Source organism: Nitrobacter sp. JJSN (assembly GCF_051912485.1).
Classification (GTDB): Bacteria; Pseudomonadota; Alphaproteobacteria; order Rhizobiales; family Xanthobacteraceae; genus Nitrobacter.
Genome location: NZ_CP196822.1, coordinates 1,150,335 through 1,164,919, shown reverse-complemented (window position 1 = coordinate 1,164,919; position 14,585 = coordinate 1,150,335). Strand labels below are relative to the sequence as shown.

General features: G+C 59.9%; 19 protein-coding genes. 6 read left to right on the top strand and 13 right to left on the bottom strand.

The genetic code is table 11. The features are described from left to right. Window positions 1–127: 127 nt before the first annotated feature. From rpoB to secE, 7 genes are all read right to left on the bottom strand, one after another. Complete coding sequence (gene rpoB, locus ACSZOQ_RS05730) at window positions 128–4,270, bottom strand: DNA-directed RNA polymerase subunit beta (protein ID WP_439925039.1); 4,143 nt, start codon at window positions 4,268–4,270, stop codon at window positions 128–130. 532 nt (window positions 4,271–4,802) lie between these two features. Beyond that, window positions 4,803–5,174, bottom strand: a complete 372-nt coding sequence (rplL, locus tag ACSZOQ_RS05725) for a 50S ribosomal protein L7/L12 (RefSeq protein ID WP_439925038.1) — start codon at window positions 5,172–5,174, stop codon at window positions 4,803–4,805. Between the two features lie 54 nt (window positions 5,175–5,228). After that, window positions 5,229–5,747, bottom strand: coding sequence for a 50S ribosomal protein L10 (gene rplJ / locus ACSZOQ_RS05720; protein WP_439925037.1), 519 nt, complete (start codon window positions 5,745–5,747; stop codon window positions 5,229–5,231). 731 nt (window positions 5,748–6,478) lie between these two features. Further along, window positions 6,479–7,171 (bottom strand): 50S ribosomal protein L1, encoded by a 693-nt coding sequence (gene rplA / locus ACSZOQ_RS05715; protein WP_439925036.1) that lies wholly within the window; start codon window positions 7,169–7,171, stop codon window positions 6,479–6,481. A 6-nt stretch (window positions 7,172–7,177) separates the two neighbouring features. Beyond that, complete coding sequence (gene rplK, locus ACSZOQ_RS05710) at window positions 7,178–7,606, bottom strand: 50S ribosomal protein L11 (RefSeq protein ID WP_439925035.1); 429 nt, start codon at window positions 7,604–7,606, stop codon at window positions 7,178–7,180. Between the two features lie 130 nt (window positions 7,607–7,736). Then, window positions 7,737–8,267: a transcription termination/antitermination protein NusG gene (gene nusG / locus ACSZOQ_RS05705; protein WP_009797155.1), complete on the bottom strand. Its 531-nt coding sequence runs from the start codon at window positions 8,265–8,267 to the stop codon at window positions 7,737–7,739. 33 nt (window positions 8,268–8,300) lie between these two features. Further along, the gene (gene secE, locus ACSZOQ_RS05700; RefSeq protein ID WP_439925034.1) at window positions 8,301–8,492 is read right to left on the bottom strand and encodes a preprotein translocase subunit SecE; all 192 of its coding nucleotides are present in this window, start codon (window positions 8,490–8,492) and stop codon (window positions 8,301–8,303) included. A gap of 638 nt (window positions 8,493–9,130) precedes the next feature. Here secE and ACSZOQ_RS05695 point away from each other — a divergent pair. After that, window positions 9,131–9,400 (top strand): hypothetical protein, encoded by a 270-nt coding sequence (locus ACSZOQ_RS05695; protein ID WP_439925033.1) that lies wholly within the window; start codon window positions 9,131–9,133, stop codon window positions 9,398–9,400. A gap of 59 nt (window positions 9,401–9,459) precedes the next feature. Here ACSZOQ_RS05695 and ACSZOQ_RS05690 read toward each other — a convergent pair whose 3' ends face one another. From ACSZOQ_RS05690 to ACSZOQ_RS05675, 4 genes are all read right to left on the bottom strand, one after another. Further along, complete coding sequence (locus ACSZOQ_RS05690) at window positions 9,460–9,660, bottom strand: cold-shock protein (RefSeq protein ID WP_439925032.1); 201 nt, start codon at window positions 9,658–9,660, stop codon at window positions 9,460–9,462. 102 nt (window positions 9,661–9,762) lie between these two features. After that, entirely contained in the window at window positions 9,763–10,095 is a 333-nt protein-coding gene (locus tag ACSZOQ_RS05685; protein ID WP_439925031.1) for an antibiotic biosynthesis monooxygenase family protein, read from the bottom strand. Window positions 10,096–10,210: 115 nt separating this feature from the next. Next, entirely contained in the window at window positions 10,211–10,423 is a 213-nt protein-coding gene (locus ACSZOQ_RS05680; protein ID WP_439925030.1) for a hypothetical protein, read from the bottom strand. Next, window positions 10,420–10,581 (bottom strand): hypothetical protein, encoded by a 162-nt coding sequence (locus ACSZOQ_RS05675; RefSeq protein WP_439925029.1) that lies wholly within the window; start codon window positions 10,579–10,581, stop codon window positions 10,420–10,422. Before ACSZOQ_RS05675 ends, ACSZOQ_RS05680 begins: the two co-directional genes overlap by 4 nt. Before the next feature lie 598 nt (window positions 10,582–11,179). On the opposite strand from ACSZOQ_RS05675, the gene ACSZOQ_RS05670 reads away from it, so the two are divergent. From ACSZOQ_RS05670 to ACSZOQ_RS05660, 3 genes are all read left to right on the top strand, one after another. Next, complete coding sequence (locus ACSZOQ_RS05670; RefSeq protein WP_439925028.1) at window positions 11,180–11,317, top strand: hypothetical protein; 138 nt, start codon at window positions 11,180–11,182, stop codon at window positions 11,315–11,317. Then, window positions 11,314–11,625 carry a hypothetical protein gene (locus ACSZOQ_RS05665; protein ID WP_439925027.1) on the top strand — a complete coding sequence of 104 codons (312 nt, stop codon included), beginning with the start codon at window positions 11,314–11,316 and terminating at the stop codon, window positions 11,623–11,625. Before ACSZOQ_RS05670 ends, ACSZOQ_RS05665 begins: the two co-directional genes overlap by 4 nt. Before the next feature lie 513 nt (window positions 11,626–12,138). After that, a complete protein-coding gene (locus ACSZOQ_RS05660; protein WP_439925026.1) occupies window positions 12,139–12,369 on the top strand; it encodes a hypothetical protein in 231 nt (76 codons plus the stop codon). Window positions 12,370–12,773: 404 nt separating this feature from the next. Here the strand turns inward: ACSZOQ_RS05660 and ACSZOQ_RS05655 are convergent, their stop codons facing one another. Together ACSZOQ_RS05655 and ACSZOQ_RS05650 are read right to left on the bottom strand one after the other, a co-directional pair. After that, complete coding sequence (locus tag ACSZOQ_RS05655) at window positions 12,774–12,971, bottom strand: hypothetical protein (RefSeq protein WP_439925025.1); 198 nt, start codon at window positions 12,969–12,971, stop codon at window positions 12,774–12,776. Window positions 12,972–13,433: 462 nt separating this feature from the next. Continuing rightward, the gene (locus ACSZOQ_RS05650; RefSeq protein ID WP_439925024.1) at window positions 13,434–13,736 is read right to left on the bottom strand and encodes a hypothetical protein; all 303 of its coding nucleotides are present in this window, start codon (window positions 13,734–13,736) and stop codon (window positions 13,434–13,436) included. A 160-nt stretch (window positions 13,737–13,896) separates the two neighbouring features. Here ACSZOQ_RS05650 and ACSZOQ_RS05645 point away from each other — a divergent pair, with 160 nt between their 5' ends. After that, window positions 13,897–14,082, top strand: a complete 186-nt coding sequence (locus ACSZOQ_RS05645) for a hypothetical protein (RefSeq protein WP_439925023.1) — start codon at window positions 13,897–13,899, stop codon at window positions 14,080–14,082. Between the two features lie 38 nt (window positions 14,083–14,120). Continuing rightward, window positions 14,121–14,438, top strand: coding sequence for a hypothetical protein (locus ACSZOQ_RS05640; protein WP_439925022.1), 318 nt, complete (start codon window positions 14,121–14,123; stop codon window positions 14,436–14,438). The last annotated feature ends 147 nt before the right edge of the window (window positions 14,439–14,585 follow it).

The window sequence follows — 14,585 nt, the reverse complement described above, 5'->3', positions numbered from 1 at the left end:
GCGGTCGTCAGAAAATCGAATTCCGTTTTCGTCATGCCCGGAGCCGGCTCCGGACCTCCGTGTCGTCAAACTGTCGCAGCAAAGGCGCGGATGGCCGGGATGATCCCGACCATGACGCCGCGAGGCCTCACTCGGCCGCTTCGGACGTCGGCGTCGCCCCGCCGATCTTGGAATTGTGCAGATCGACATTCAGACCCAGCGAGCGCATTTCCTTGACCAGCACGTTGAACGATTCCGGAATGCCCGCCTCGAAGGTGTCGTCACCGCGCACGATGGCCTCGTAAACCTTGGTTCGGCCAGCGACGTCGTCCGACTTCACGGTCAGCATTTCCTGAAGCGTATACGCTGCGCCGTAAGCCTCGAGCGCCCACACCTCCATTTCGCCGAAACGCTGGCCGCCGAACTGCGCCTTGCCGCCCAGCGGTTGCTGGGTGACGAGCGAGTAAGGTCCGATCGAGCGCGCGTGGATCTTGTCGTCCACAAGGTGGTGCAGCTTGAGCATGTAGATATAGCCCACCGTTACCTTGCGATCGAACGTGTCGCCGGTCCGCCCGTCGTAGACGGTCGACTGACCCGACTTGTCCATGCCCGCCAGTTCGAGCATCTGCTCGATGTCGGCTTCCTTGGCGCCGTCGAACACAGGCGTCGCGATCGGCACGCCGCGACTGAGATTGCGACCGAGTTCGACGAGTTCATGATCGTTGAGCGACTTGATGGTCTCGTTATCGCCGTAGACCTTCTTGAGCGTCTCCTTCAGCGCCTTGGTTTCCTGCTTCGCGCTCGCGAGATAAGCATCGACGGCCTGCCCGATCCGCTTGCCGAGGCCGGCACAGGCCCAGCCGAGATGCGTTTCGAGAATCTGGCCGACGTTCATGCGCGAAGGCACGCCGAGCGGATTGAGCACGATGTCGGCGTGGGTGCCGTCCTCGAGAAACGGCATGTCCTCGATCGGAACGATCTTCGACACCACGCCCTTGTTGCCGTGACGGCCGGCCATCTTGTCGCCGGGCTGAATCTTGCGCTTCACCGCGACGAAGACCTTGACCATCTTCATCACGCCAGGTGGCAACTCGTCGCCACGCTGCAGCTTCTCGACCTTGTCAAGGAACCGCTGTTCGAGACCCTTCTTCGACTCGTCGTACTGCTTCCGCATGGCCTCGATCTCGGCCATCAGCTTGTCGTTCGGCGATGCGAACAGCCACCACTGCGACTTCGGATATTCCTCAAGCACCGACTTGGTGATCTTGGTATCCTTCTTGAAGCCCTTCGGACCGGCAATGCCCTGACGGTTCTCGAGCAGATCGGCGAGGCGCCCGTACACGTTGCGGTCGAGAATCGCCTGCTCGTCGTCGCGGTCCTTGGCGAGGCGCTCGATCTCTTCCCGCTCGATCGCCAGCGCACGCTCGTCCTTGTCGACGCCATGGCGGTTGAATACGCGGACTTCGACGATCGTGCCCTGCACACCCGGAGGCACGCGCAAGGAGGTATCGCGGACGTCGGAAGCCTTCTCGCCGAAGATGGCGCGCAACAGCTTTTCTTCCGGCGTCATCGGGCTTTCGCCCTTCGGGGTGATCTTGCCGACCAGGATGTCGCCGGCGCGAACCTCTGCGCCGATGTAAACGATGCCGGCTTCGTCGAGGTTCTTCAACGCCTCTTCCGAAACGTTCGGAATGTCGCGGGTGATTTCCTCAGGACCCAGCTTAGTGTCGCGGGCCATCACCTCGAATTCCTCGATATGGATCGAGGTGAAGACGTCTTCCTTGACGATCCGCTCGGAGAGCAGGATCGAGTCCTCAAAGTTGTAGCCGTTCCACGGCATGAACGCGACCAGCACGTTGCGGCCGAGCGCGAGTTCGCCCAGATCGGTCGACGGACCATCGGCGATGATGTCGCCTTTCCTGACGACGTCGCCGACCTTCACCAGCGGACGCTGGTTGATGCAGGTCGACTGGTTCGAGCGCTGGTACTTCATGAGACGATAGATATCGACGCCCGACTTGGTCGGATCGAGATCCTCGGTGGCGCGGATGACGACGCGGGTGGCGTCGATCTGGTCGATGACGCCCGAACGGCGCGCCGCAATCGCAGCGCCCGAGTCGCGGGCGACCACGCCTTCCATGCCAGTACCGACGAACGGCGCCTCGGCGCGTACCAGCGGCACGGCCTGACGTTGCATGTTCGAGCCCATCAGCGCGCGGTTGGCGTCGTCGTTCTCCAGGAACGGAATCAGCGCTGCGGCGACCGAGACGAGCTGCTTCGGCGACACGTCCATGAAGTCGACCTTGTCCGGCGCCACCGGCAGCACCTCGCCGGCATGACGACAGACCACGAGGTCTTCGGTAAAACGGCCCCGGTTATCGAGCGGCAGGTTGGCCTGCGCGACGTGATAGCGGCCCTCTTCCATCGCGGAGAGATAGACCACCTCGTCGGTAACGCGGCCGTCCTTCACCTTGCGATACGGCGTCTCGACGAAGCCATACTTGTTGACGCGCGCAAACGTCGCGAGCGAGTTGATCAGGCCGATGTTTGGACCTTCCGGCGTTTCGATCGGGCAGATACGACCGTAGTGCGTCGGATGCACGTCGCGCACCTCGAAGCCAGCGCGCTCGCGGGTCAGACCGCCCGGTCCAAGCGCCGAGAGACGGCGCTTGTGGGTGATCTCCGACAGCGGATTGGTCTGGTCCATGAACTGCGAGAGCTGCGACGAACCAAAGAACTCGCGCACTGCGGCGGCCGCGGGCTTGGCGTTGATCAGGTCCTGCGGCATCACGGTGTCGATATCGACCGAGGACATGCGCTCCTTGATGGCGCGCTCCATGCGCAAGAGGCCGATGCGGTACTGATTTTCCATCAGTTCGCCGACCGAGCGCACGCGGCGGTTGCCGAGATGGTCGATATCGTCGATCTCGCCCTTGCCGTCGCGCAGGTCGACCAGCGTCTTGATGACAGCCAGGATGTCTTCCTTGCGCAGCGTGCGATAGGTGTCCGGCGCATCGAGCTCGAGACGCATGTTCATCTTGACGCGACCGACGGCGGACAGGTCGTAGCGCTCGCTATCGAAGAACAGCGACTGGAACATGTTCTGCGCCGAATCCAGCGTCGGCGGCTCGCCCGGACGCATCACGCGGTAGATATCGAACAGCGCGTCCTCGCGCGTCATGTTCTTGTCGGCGTTCAACGTGTTGCGAATGTAGGGGCCGACATTAACGTGGTCGATGTCGAGGATCGGCAATTCCTTGTAGCCGATCTCGTTCAGCGCCTTGAGGCTCTTCTCGGTGATCTCCTCGCCCGCCTCGGCGTGGATTTCGCCAGTTTTTGGGTTGACCAGATCCTCGGCAAGATACGAGCCGACCAGTTCCTCATCGCTCAAACGCAGCGCTTTCAGCCCCTTCTCCTGGAACTGGCGGGCGGCGCGGACCGTGAGCTTCTTGCCGGCCTCGAGCACGACTTTGCCGGAGTCGGCATCGATCAGGTCGTTCAACGTGGAATAGCCACGAAAGCGCACCGGATCGTAGGGCACGCGCCAGCCGTCCGAATTGCTTCCGGACTTGGCGCGCTTGTACATGATCTTCTTATAGAAGGTGCTCAGGATCTCCTCGCCGTCCAGGCCGAGGGCGAACATCAGCGACGTTACCGGAATCTTGCGGCGGCGATCGATACGCGCGAACACGATATCCTTGGCGTCGAACTCGATGTCGAGCCACGAGCCGCGATAGGGAATGACGCGCGCGGCGAACAGAAGCTTGCCGGACGAATGGGTCTTGCCCTTGTCGTGATCGAAGAACACGCCGGGCGAACGATGCATCTGCGAGACAATGACGCGCTCGGTGCCGTTGACGACGAAGGTGCCATTCATGGTCATGAGCGGAATGTCGCCCATGTAGACGTCCTGCTCCTTGATGTCCTTGACCGACTTCGCGCCGGTTTCTTCGTCGATATCGAACACGATGAGGCGCAGCGTCACCTTCAGCGGGGCGGCATAGGTCATGCCGCGCTGGCGGCACTCGTCGACGTCGTATTTCGGCGCCTCGAATTCGTAACGCACAAATTCGAGCTGCGAGGTGCCCGAGAAGTCGTTGATCGGAAACACCGACTTGAAAACCGCCTGCAGGCCCTCGTCGAGCCGGCCGCCCTCCGGTTCGTCGACCATCAGGAACTGGTCGTAGGACGCCTTCTGAACCTCGATGAGGTTCGGCATCTCGGCGACTTCCCGGATGTGACCGAAGAACTTGCGAACCCGCTTGCGACCGGTGAACGTCTGCTGCACCATCGTGGCCTCTCATGTCGTCGCCCGTGGGGGCAAACCTTCCGAAGGGCGATTGGCATCGCCCCCGGGGTGAATCTTGGAACGCTCTCAAGAGCGGAACGCAAATGTCAGGACTTCAATCCTGAGCTGGAACGCCAGGCTCGCAGAACGCAAAACGACGTGCGGGGTGCATGGGTGCACCCAGCCCGTCAAAACTATCTCCAAACGGACCGAAAAAGCCCGAAATCGCTAATCTCCCAACAGCTTATGAAGGAACGCCGCCGCTCCCGCCATCCGCTGTGCTTTCGTGCTGCCGCCCCGATATGGGATGGCAACCGTGGAAATTCGAGGGGAGGATCCCCTGAGTACCCACACTTTTCTGTGTATAATCGACCGAACCTGAGCCCGGCGGTTATGCCCGGCGAGCGCAATTCTGATCGCGCCCGTCCGGGGAATCCCATTCACCTCACCTTGTCGTAGCCGCGACCATCGAGGTCCTTGGTGAAGCAATCCCCGGAACAAAGCTTCCGCCAGCCCGGGGATTTCGCTCAAACAATTACTTGAGTTCAACCTTGGCGCCGGCCTTCTCGAGTTGGGCCTTGATCTTCTCGGCTTCGTCCTTGTTCACGCCTTCCTTGACAGGCTTGGGCGCGCCCTCGACGAGGTCCTTGGCTTCCTTGAGGCCGAGCCCGGTGATGGCGCGAACCTCCTTGATGACCTCGATCTTCTTGTCACCGGCGGCCGCCAGCACGACGGTGAACTCGGTCTTCTCTTCAGCCGGAGCAGCGGCGGCAGCAGCCGGTCCTGCAACCGCAACTGCGGCAGCAGCCGACACGCCCCACTTCTCTTCGAGCAGCTTCGCGAGTTCCGCGGCCTCGAGCACGGTGAGGCCCGAGAGGTCATCAACAATCTTCTGCAGATCAGCCATCGATATGTTCCTTTAGCGTATTCGGTTCGAACCAAATTGGACTTGCGAAGGGCCTCACGCCGCTTCGCTCTTTGAGGCATAGGCCTGGACAACGCGCGCGAGCTTGGCCGCGGGCGCCGTGGAGAGCTGAGCGATCTTGGTTGCCGGCGCGACCAGGAGGCCGACCAGCTTGGCGCGCAGTTCATCCAGTGACGGCAACGAGGCGAGCGCCTTGACGCTGTCGATATTCAGGACGGTTTTACCCATCGAGCCGCCGAGAATGACGAAGTTTTCGTTCGTCTTGGCGAATTCGACGGCAACCTTCGGCGCCGCCACCGGATCGCTGGAAGTTGCGATCACGGTCGGACCCTTCAAAAGGGCGCCGATGGCAACGACGTCTGTGCCTTCAAGAGCAATTTTAGCGAGACGGTTCTTCGAGACCTTCACCGACGCACCCGCCTGCTTCATCTGCATGCGCAGCTTCTGCATCTGGGCCACGGTAAGGCCGGAATAATGAGCGACGACCGCAACGCCCGTGGTCTTGAAGACCTCGTTCAGCGCCTCGACCGCCTCTTTTTTTGCCGCTCGTTCCACAGCAAGCTCTTTCCGTTTGGCGGCCTTTGCCTCAAGGCTGGGACCACCGGGTTACACCCATCATCCCGCCCGAAACCTGATCCCAAGACACTGGTCTCAAGACACGCCGGGCGTGACGACATTCAGTAGCCTGCCCTCCCGGGTCCGACGGCCTGGTGGCCAAAGGGCACGGGGTGTCGAGGTTCGAACCCAATCTGCTGCCTTCCGCTTATGACAGCGAAAAGCGAAATCCGGTCTTCACCCGTCTATGCAGGCTATACGATTAAGCCGTTGGACAAACTTGCATTTGCCGCAGGCACCTGCAGTCTCGGACAGGACGGGATCAACACCACCCAAAGGATGAACCCCAAAGGTAGCCGAAAGACCCCTGTTCGCACTGACCCGACCAAATTGGCATCCCATCCTCCCGAACCATCCGAATGGACATGCGGGAAGGAAGGTCTCCAATCTCGTTGGGTTTTTGGAAAGCGAACACAGACGCGCCAGCGAAAGCCAGCACGTCCGGAGCGTGGTGTTTAACGAATCTTTGATACGTTGCCAAGCCCTAAATCATGCAATTTTCCGGCCAGCTTCGATTTCGGACAAACATCAAATTGCATGTCCGCTTGTCGACACCGGCAGCCAACCGCGGCGGCCAAGCCCGAGCTCGTCAGGCATAGCGGCTTTCGCGAACAAAAAAGGCGGGCTCGGACGTTCCGACCCCGCCTCGGATTATCGCAGCGATCCCGGCCTTAGCCGAGCACGGTTCCCGGCTCGACCTTCACGCCCGGTCCCATGGTTGAGGACACCGCAATGCGCTGGATGTAGGTACCTTTGGCGCCGGCGGGTTTCGCCTTCGCAACCGCGTCCGCCAATGCCTTGACGTTCTCGACGAGTTTCTCCTCCGAGAACGAGGCCTTGCCGATGCCGGCCTGAACGATACCGGCCTTCTCGACGCGGAATTCCACCGAACCGCCCTTGGCACCCTTCACGGCGCCGACGACATCCATGGTCACCGTGCCGATTTTCGGGTTCGGCATCATGCCGCGCGGACCGAGAACCTTGCCGAGGCGGCCGACCAGCGGCATCATGTCCGGCGTGGCGATGCAGCGATCGAAGTCGATCGTGCCGCCCTGCACCTTCTCGACCAGATCTTCCGCGCCGACGACGTCTGCGCCCGCAGCCTTGGCTTCCTCGGCCTTGGCACCGCGCGCAAACACGCCGACACGCAGCGTGCGGCCGGTGCCGTTCGGCAGACTGACGACGCCGCGCACCATCTGGTCGGCATGACGCGGATCGACGCCGAGATTCATCGCAATCTCGATGGTCTCATCGAATTTCGATTTGGCGCGTTCCTTGATCAGCTTGATTGCTTCGGCGATCGGGTAAAGTTTTTCCCGATCAATGCCTTCGCGAGCCTTCTTCAAACGTTTTCCGGTTGCCATGGTTCGTTACTCCGCCACCTGAAGGCCCATCGAGCGGGCGGACCCTTCGACCATGCTCATGGCCGATTCGACGGTGTCGCAATTGAGGTCCTTCATCTTCTTCTCGGCGATCTCGCGCACCTGCGCCTTGGTCACCTTGCCGGCGGAATCGCGGCCCGGTGCCTTTGATCCGGACTGGATTTTCGCCGCCTGCTTGAGGAAGTAGGACATCGGCGGGGTCTTCATCTCGAAGGTGAAAGACCGATCCGCATAGATCGTGATCACCACCGGGATTGGCGTATTCTTTTCTTCCTTTTGGGTCTGCGCGTTAAAATTCTTGCAGAATTCCATGATGTTGAGACCGCGCTGACCAAGCGCGGGACCGATCGGTGGCGACGGGTTCGCCGCACCGGCCGGCACCTGCAATTTCAGGTATCCGGTCACTTTCTTTGCCATGCGTTACTCCTGTTGTGCCGGCTGGGCCGGCGGTTTCAGGTTTCGTGGTTCGGATCAAGAACGGCTGGCAACCGCCCTCTTCCTCCCACGGCCTCTCAAAAGCGAAGGCAAACTTCGCCTCTTCGTCCAATCAGACCTTCTCGACCTGACCGAATTCCAGTTCGACCGGCGTTGCACGGCCGAAGATCGACACCGCGACCTTCACGCGCGAGCGCGCCTCGTCGATTTCCTCCACCACGCCGGAGAATGACGCAAACGGGCCGTCGGCCACGCGAACGTTCTCACCGATCTCGAACGACACCGATGCCTTGGGCCGCTCCACGCCTTCCTGCACCTGGTGCATGATGCGCATAGCCTCGGCTTCCGAAATCGGCATCGGCTTGTTCTCGGCGCCGAGGAAGCCCGTGACTTTCGGGGTGTTCTTGATGAGATGGAACGCCTCGTCGGTGAGGTTCATCTTCACCAGCACGTAACCCGGGAAGAACTTGCGCTCGGTATCGACCTTGCGGCCGCGCCGGACTTCAGTGACCTTCTCGGTCGGCACCAACACCTGCTCGAAGAGATCCTCAAGCCCCCGCTGCTTGGCTTGCTCGCGGATCGATTCCGAGACCTTCTTTTCGAAGTTCGAATAGGCGTGGACGATGTACCAGCGCATGCTCATGGTTCAGTTCCGTTGCGCAAGTCGTTCGCGTCTTCAATGAAGGCTAAGGACGAACGTGATGAAAAAACGGATTAACTGATCCGCGAAGAAGAAGAAGATCGACGCCAGTGCCACCATCAGGAACACCATGATCGTCGTGACCGTGGTCTCCCGACGCGACGGCCAGGTGACCTTCGCGGTCTCGGTGCGCACTTCCTGCAGGAATTTGAACGGGCTGAAAGCCATCGTCGATGATCCGCGTTCGTTTGCCGGTCTGGTTTTCGAAGATCCGGGCAGCCTCTCTCGCGCGCCCACCCCTCCTTTGAGGGTAGTCGCCCAGCGGGCTCGACTGTCCGGGAAATTCAATGCCGCGTCGGATATCCGTCAAATCGGGCCGACAGCAGGTGCCGCTATCTACTGCCCTCGGCCGGAAAGGTCAAGGGCATGGTTAGCGACGCGCCGCTCCGCAACGTGCTGCGATAACGGCCGCAAGGCACGGATATGTCAACGGATTAGCTGGCAGGAGTGGCAGGGCTCGAACCTGCGACCCCCGGTTTTGGAGAACGGGTTTGGCCGTCCCCGTGGATGTCGCTTGGTTGCTACTTATCCATGTTTGCGGTGTTTCCAGCGTTGCGCCCTCCCCGCTTGTACCGATCAGTTCGCGGCGGTCTGAGCAAGTTTGGGTCCAAGGTTGGGTCCAAAACCAATGCCACCACCCCTAGCAGACGCGGAGAGCCCGTCGGCGTGGGTCGGCGGTCGCATGCCGTACCATCGCTCGGTAGCCGTGCAAGCAAGGTGCGCGGGAACGCCCCCGTCCGCTCATCCCGTATTCACATTGAACTTCCTACTCTATGCGACGATACGGAATGACACAGGAGGAGACCATGAAGCTTAAATTTGCACTTGTGGGACTGGCGGCACTCTGCAGCCTTGCCGCGGCAGGAAGCGCATCGGCAATGCCGCTCGCCCCACCTTCTACCGCTCCAAACGTCGAAAACGTTGCCGTGGTCTGCGGCCCGAACGGTTGTGTCCGCACGGCGCCCGTCTACCGACGATACGGTTACGGGTACGGCTATCGCGGCGGCTACGGTGTCCGCCGCTATGGTTACGCGCATAGAGGTTACCGATACCGCGGCGGTTATCGCCGCTGGTAGAGAGATGCTGCGACGAGCGACGCCCGCCGGAGTGAACCGGCGGGCTCGGCACGCCGTTATCAGACGCGCAGGTTCTCTGCAGATTCCTTGCCGCGGTTCGCGACGACTTCATAGCTGACCTTCTGCCCTTCGTTCAGATTGGAAAGTCCAGCCTTCTCGACGGCTGAAATATGAACGAAGACGTCCTTGCCGCCGCTGTCGGGCTGGATGAAACCGAAGCCCTTCTGTCCGTTGAACCACTTTACAGTACCTGTCGCCACGTCCGCACTCCCTTTTGCAACGATCGCTAACCATGAGCACAATCTTGGGTTGCGGCAAGTAAAAACCGCCGGCTCCTCACCGGCGGGCCGGGCTTCCTCCGGTTATGCGCCCTGCTCTGCGGAACCGGTCACGGTCTGGATCGTTTCGAACGCCTCCAATTGTGGATGACCGAGATAGAGGGGCTTTTTGCTGCCCGCGTTCGCGTGAGCAGCTCGGAAAGCCTCCGATTTGGTCCACGCGTCGAAGAAGCCGCGGTTCTTCCAGATCGTGTGCGAGGCATACAGCGTGTAATCTTCAGCCTCGGGTCCACGCAAAAGGTGAAACTCAACGAATCCCGGCACACTCTCAAGATGGCTATCGCGCGAGAGCCAGACCTGTTCAAAATCCTTTTCATTTCCCTTGATGATGCGGAAGCGATTCATGGCGATGAACATCTGAAAGTCTCCTGGGGACTTGCGCTGGCCTAGTGCCTTCGGAGAGACGAAACGCGTTCCTCCGACGAAAATCAACCCGCCGGCGTGACCGGCGGGGTCTCTCTTGCCCGGCCGGTCAGGCGGCGCCGTGCTGCCGGTTGACCTCATCTCGCACCGGCAGCAGCTTTAGGATCGCCTCGTTCAGCACCGTCGCAAGATTGCCAAGTATTTCATCTTCGATCAGTTGGGGCTCGTTCATTGCGACGTGAACGGTTCGCAGGGCTGCGATGGCCTCGTCAATGAGGTCAATGGCGGCAACACGGCGCTGTGGGATTATGATTATCGTCATGACGCCACCTCGATCTTCGCAAGGCCGCGCTTGCAGCGACGATCGAAGCCCTTATCCACCCAGGTCTGCATGTCGAGAAGAAAGTTCGGATGATCGTCCCCGACGGAGGCATAGGTACTCACAATACCCGAGACTTCGGCATATTGGTCTTCACCCATAGCGTCGTGAACGGCGTCACTGGCGGATCGCAGCAAACGGCCAATCTCTTAATTGCGACTTCACGGGCGGAATCACAGTCGGAATTCTCGATCCCAGCGTCGAAATCGTTCATCGCGTCTCGCATGAGAGCGAGCTGGATCAGGGCACCTCGCAGACTATTGGCGACGAGGAAACTGATTTCGGCTTCCACCAAATCTTTCCAATCAAGGATTTGGCGGGCCTGCTCGTCACGCTCTACCCCAGCGAGTGGTCGTCATTTCTCCTCGCCGCAAAAGCCTCGGACTCAACTGCATCATGAGCGTCCCATAGATCGCGCAGGACGCGCCCGCGCTCGACAACTGGATCAACGCTAGCGTTTGCGGAAACCGCTACGTGCACGGATCTCTGGCGTTCTGCGGAGGATTTTGTGGTATGGGCTCGGGTAGCCTTCGGAATGGGTCAATCCTTGCTGTTGGTTAGGCCCGTCGCAGGTGCTTCGAACACCTCGGCGGGCTGCTTGTTTTTTAGCAAGCGTTTGTGTATTACCCATTTATGGCGAAGTCAACAAAAAAAGTAATACCTAAACGGCCTGGGCGTCCGGCAACGGGAAAAGACCCCGTGCGTACCTTTCGCTTGTCCGACGAGTTCATGACGCAGGTCGACGCCTGGGCGGCCCGTCAGGACGACCAACCCGGCCGCTCGGAAGCCATCCGGCGCCTGGTCGAGATCGGGCTGAAAGCGAGGAGGGATAGATGAGCGAACCTACGGATTCTGAGCTAACCACGATCTTCCTCGTTCTGAACGAGGGTAGCCCGGATGAGCATGGTGTGCGCGTAGGCACCGTAAACTTATCGTCGGAAGACGAGCGTATGCAGGAATTGATCGGGACCCCAAAAGTGTATGGCCTGGTCCAGGAGGCGCTAACGGCAGCGGGCGAAACAGTGGGCGCTGAGAGTTGCTTTGCATTCATCCCGGCTACCGACGAGGAGCGTAAGGCTTGGGAACAGGAGCGCCTGGGCACTCGCGAGGGTGTGTACTTTCTGCCCTATGAAGCGAGGAAGTAATGGCAAGGTGCCGCCTACAGACTAAGCCGGGACGAATACAAGGCAGGCCCGCCGGTTGGTGTCGGGAAGCATCCGTCGCGCCCCTCTGAAGCTATCCACCGCCTGGTCGAGATCGGGCTGAAGGCGAAGAGCAAATAATGCCGAGCCGACCGAGCCACATCCCTACTCATCAAGAGCGGAGTATCTTGCAGATGCTTCACGAACGAGGTGGCGAACTTCATAAAGGCAGCTCCAACCCGCGGCGGTAACGATCAATCACTGATTTGCTAAATTTCCCCCTCCGGGGGAAACCGCGGCCGGTTTGGGGCGTTATTTTTGACGACGCCGCGATGAGGGCGAAGTCTGAGCGAGAACAGGACATCAACCATGTCGACGAAAAATAGAGCCCCCCGGCCGACCGAAACAACCAACAACAGCAGGACCAGAACAACCGGTAAGACCCGAACAAAAAGCAGGCCAAGAGAAGAGGACGTAGGACCACCGACGGAAGACATTCGGCCCGAAGGATCGCAGATGCACGTGCCGGCGCCGCTCTCTCAGCAGGCTCAGCCAGTAATCAGCATCGTCGCCGTCGAACAGCTTCTGCGGGCTTACGGCTGCGCGGCCAATGTGCGCGGCGACGAGCGCGGGCAAGTAGTTGCCACGGCCGCCAACCCGAGAATGCAGGCGGAGGTGGATAGGCGATTACAAGAGGTGCTAAGAATGAAGGTCAATACCGAGAACCCTCGAAGGGGTTGGCGCTGACTACATATATGCTGGCGCCATCACCGAGACATCAAGCTTGCTTCCCGAAATCGATCGATTTCTGCATGATTATCCGTCTCCATAATGAGACCGACATGCCCAGACGCGAAATAGAAAACCCCGGCGGAGCGGGGTTGAGCTTGCAAGCAAGCGCGCTGCCGATGAAGTAGAATCTTATGGCGACGTGCGAGTCTCCAGATAGAATGTAAAGATGCAAAGCAACACCGACACAATCAAATGTCCCGAATGCGGCATCGAGGCTCATGTTGAGGGCAGCGGATCGGAAAAATCCTTCTCGTTTTCACAAGAGGAGATGGCGCGAAGATGCAAACACAGCGGCGGCGGTATCTGCCCTAACATTCGGCAAGTGCTGGATCGGCTTAGACTCCATATTGCGTTAGATGCTAGTCCTTCTCGCCCATAGCGGCGCGTTCTTCAACTTGTTCGGTAGCGGTCGCGACCTGCTGACGGTTAACTTCGGGTGGCCGCTCACCCGAAGTTATGATGTCGTTACGCTTGCCTTGCTGTGTCTCAACCTGTTCGAGCAATTCGCCAGCGCGACGGATGGCTCGATCGCGAATGCGCGTCGCCATCTTCATCATGAATATGATGAGATCGTCGGTACCAACCCACACCCCGCGCATTGATCGGCTTAGACGGCACCTTAGTCGGTATCGTCCACCCTTCAGCCCGCCTCGTCGCCACGGGCTTTTCTTTGAACAGAGGAACACCTTACCGTTCCGGGCATTGATTCAACCGGAACCGGTGGACCCACACTCCATGATCCCGGACCCCGATTAGGCCCGCTGTTGATCCCTTCCGGCGGGCCTTTTTGGTCGTTGCCCCATCGCCTCGGAACGCACCGTCCGCTCGCGGCGTTGCCATTGCGGACAGGTCCGCAGCCCCACTCCAAGCATTAGGGTTCCTGGATGGGTTGCGGTTTCCCGGCCGGACCCGCCGGTGACGTCCAGACCAGCGCCGGCGGGTTCTGCGTCAGCCCGGCCGGGTTATTGTTGGGCCAGATCGCGGCAAGCTGCGGGGCTTCCTGTTGAACGCGGGAAGGATCATCCCTGCCTCGAGTCGCCCAGCAGATGTTTTAGCATCTCATCGCAGGCGACTTCGGCCTCGTCGAAAGACTTAAATGGCGATCCGATGATCTTGATTGCGCCACCGCCTCCGTAAAGCGGACGCCATGACGCCACATAGCCTGGCCTTTCATGAAAGCCGGGACCTGCAAAACGTTCGAAAAAACTGATTGCGAAGGAATAACCGTCGCTATCTGCGCTCCATATTTCCATGCCCTCGATGATACGGTTGAATTGGAGCGCTGCCATCCGATATGGCAGATCTCTCAAGGTACTGGGCATCGCGATACTCCACATGCGATGCAGAAAATGTAATGCTGGCGCCGGCGATTGGGAGTCCAGCATCGAGTGGGCTTTTCTTTGTCGGCGTTATTCCGGAACCGATTAGGCCCTAACCGGTTCCCTCCCGCGTGATGGGAGTGTGATGATGGGGAGCGCGGGATTGACGATGTTGAGCTGGATCAGGGACCGGTTGGCAAACTCCAACTTTGGGACTGATCAGCTGGACCATGATTTATTCTGCATCGCAGAAGATCAGCAATTGCCGCTAGATTACGGAAACGACTGGCACCTGGCTGAGCTCCTGGGCAACCAGCCGACCAAGCTGGGAAACGACCCCAAGCTGTAGCGGCTGGTCTCGAACCGACCTGTTCCTACATTCAAGCGGTGGATCTCACCCTCCGCAAAACCCTCATAGGCGGCGACACCCTTCACGACGATTATTACGTGATCCACGACGGCCGATCTATCGGCAGGATCCACAAGACGCACGGATTGAACGGGTCAACAGTATGGAGCTGGCACGTCAACCCGCCGCTCCCGATCCCGTCATGGTGTAACGGATCAGCTGACAGCCTTGAACTTGCCAAGGATCAATTCAAGGCCGCATGGGAGCGGTTCTATGCGAGCCTGACGACCGAGAGGATCAGGCGCTGGCACCTCATTGAGGATCTAGGCACGTCGAATTCTTGGTGGCTGGAATGAATTGGTCGCGCCGCTTCGACGTCTCTCCGCCGGCGACTCTGGGCCCCTCAGCGCCGGCAGGTTTTCGTTGGGGCAGGCCCGCAGCGCGCGAGAGGTTACTAGTACCGGCAGCTACGCGCGTCAGTGTCCTAGCACTACTTTGGCAGA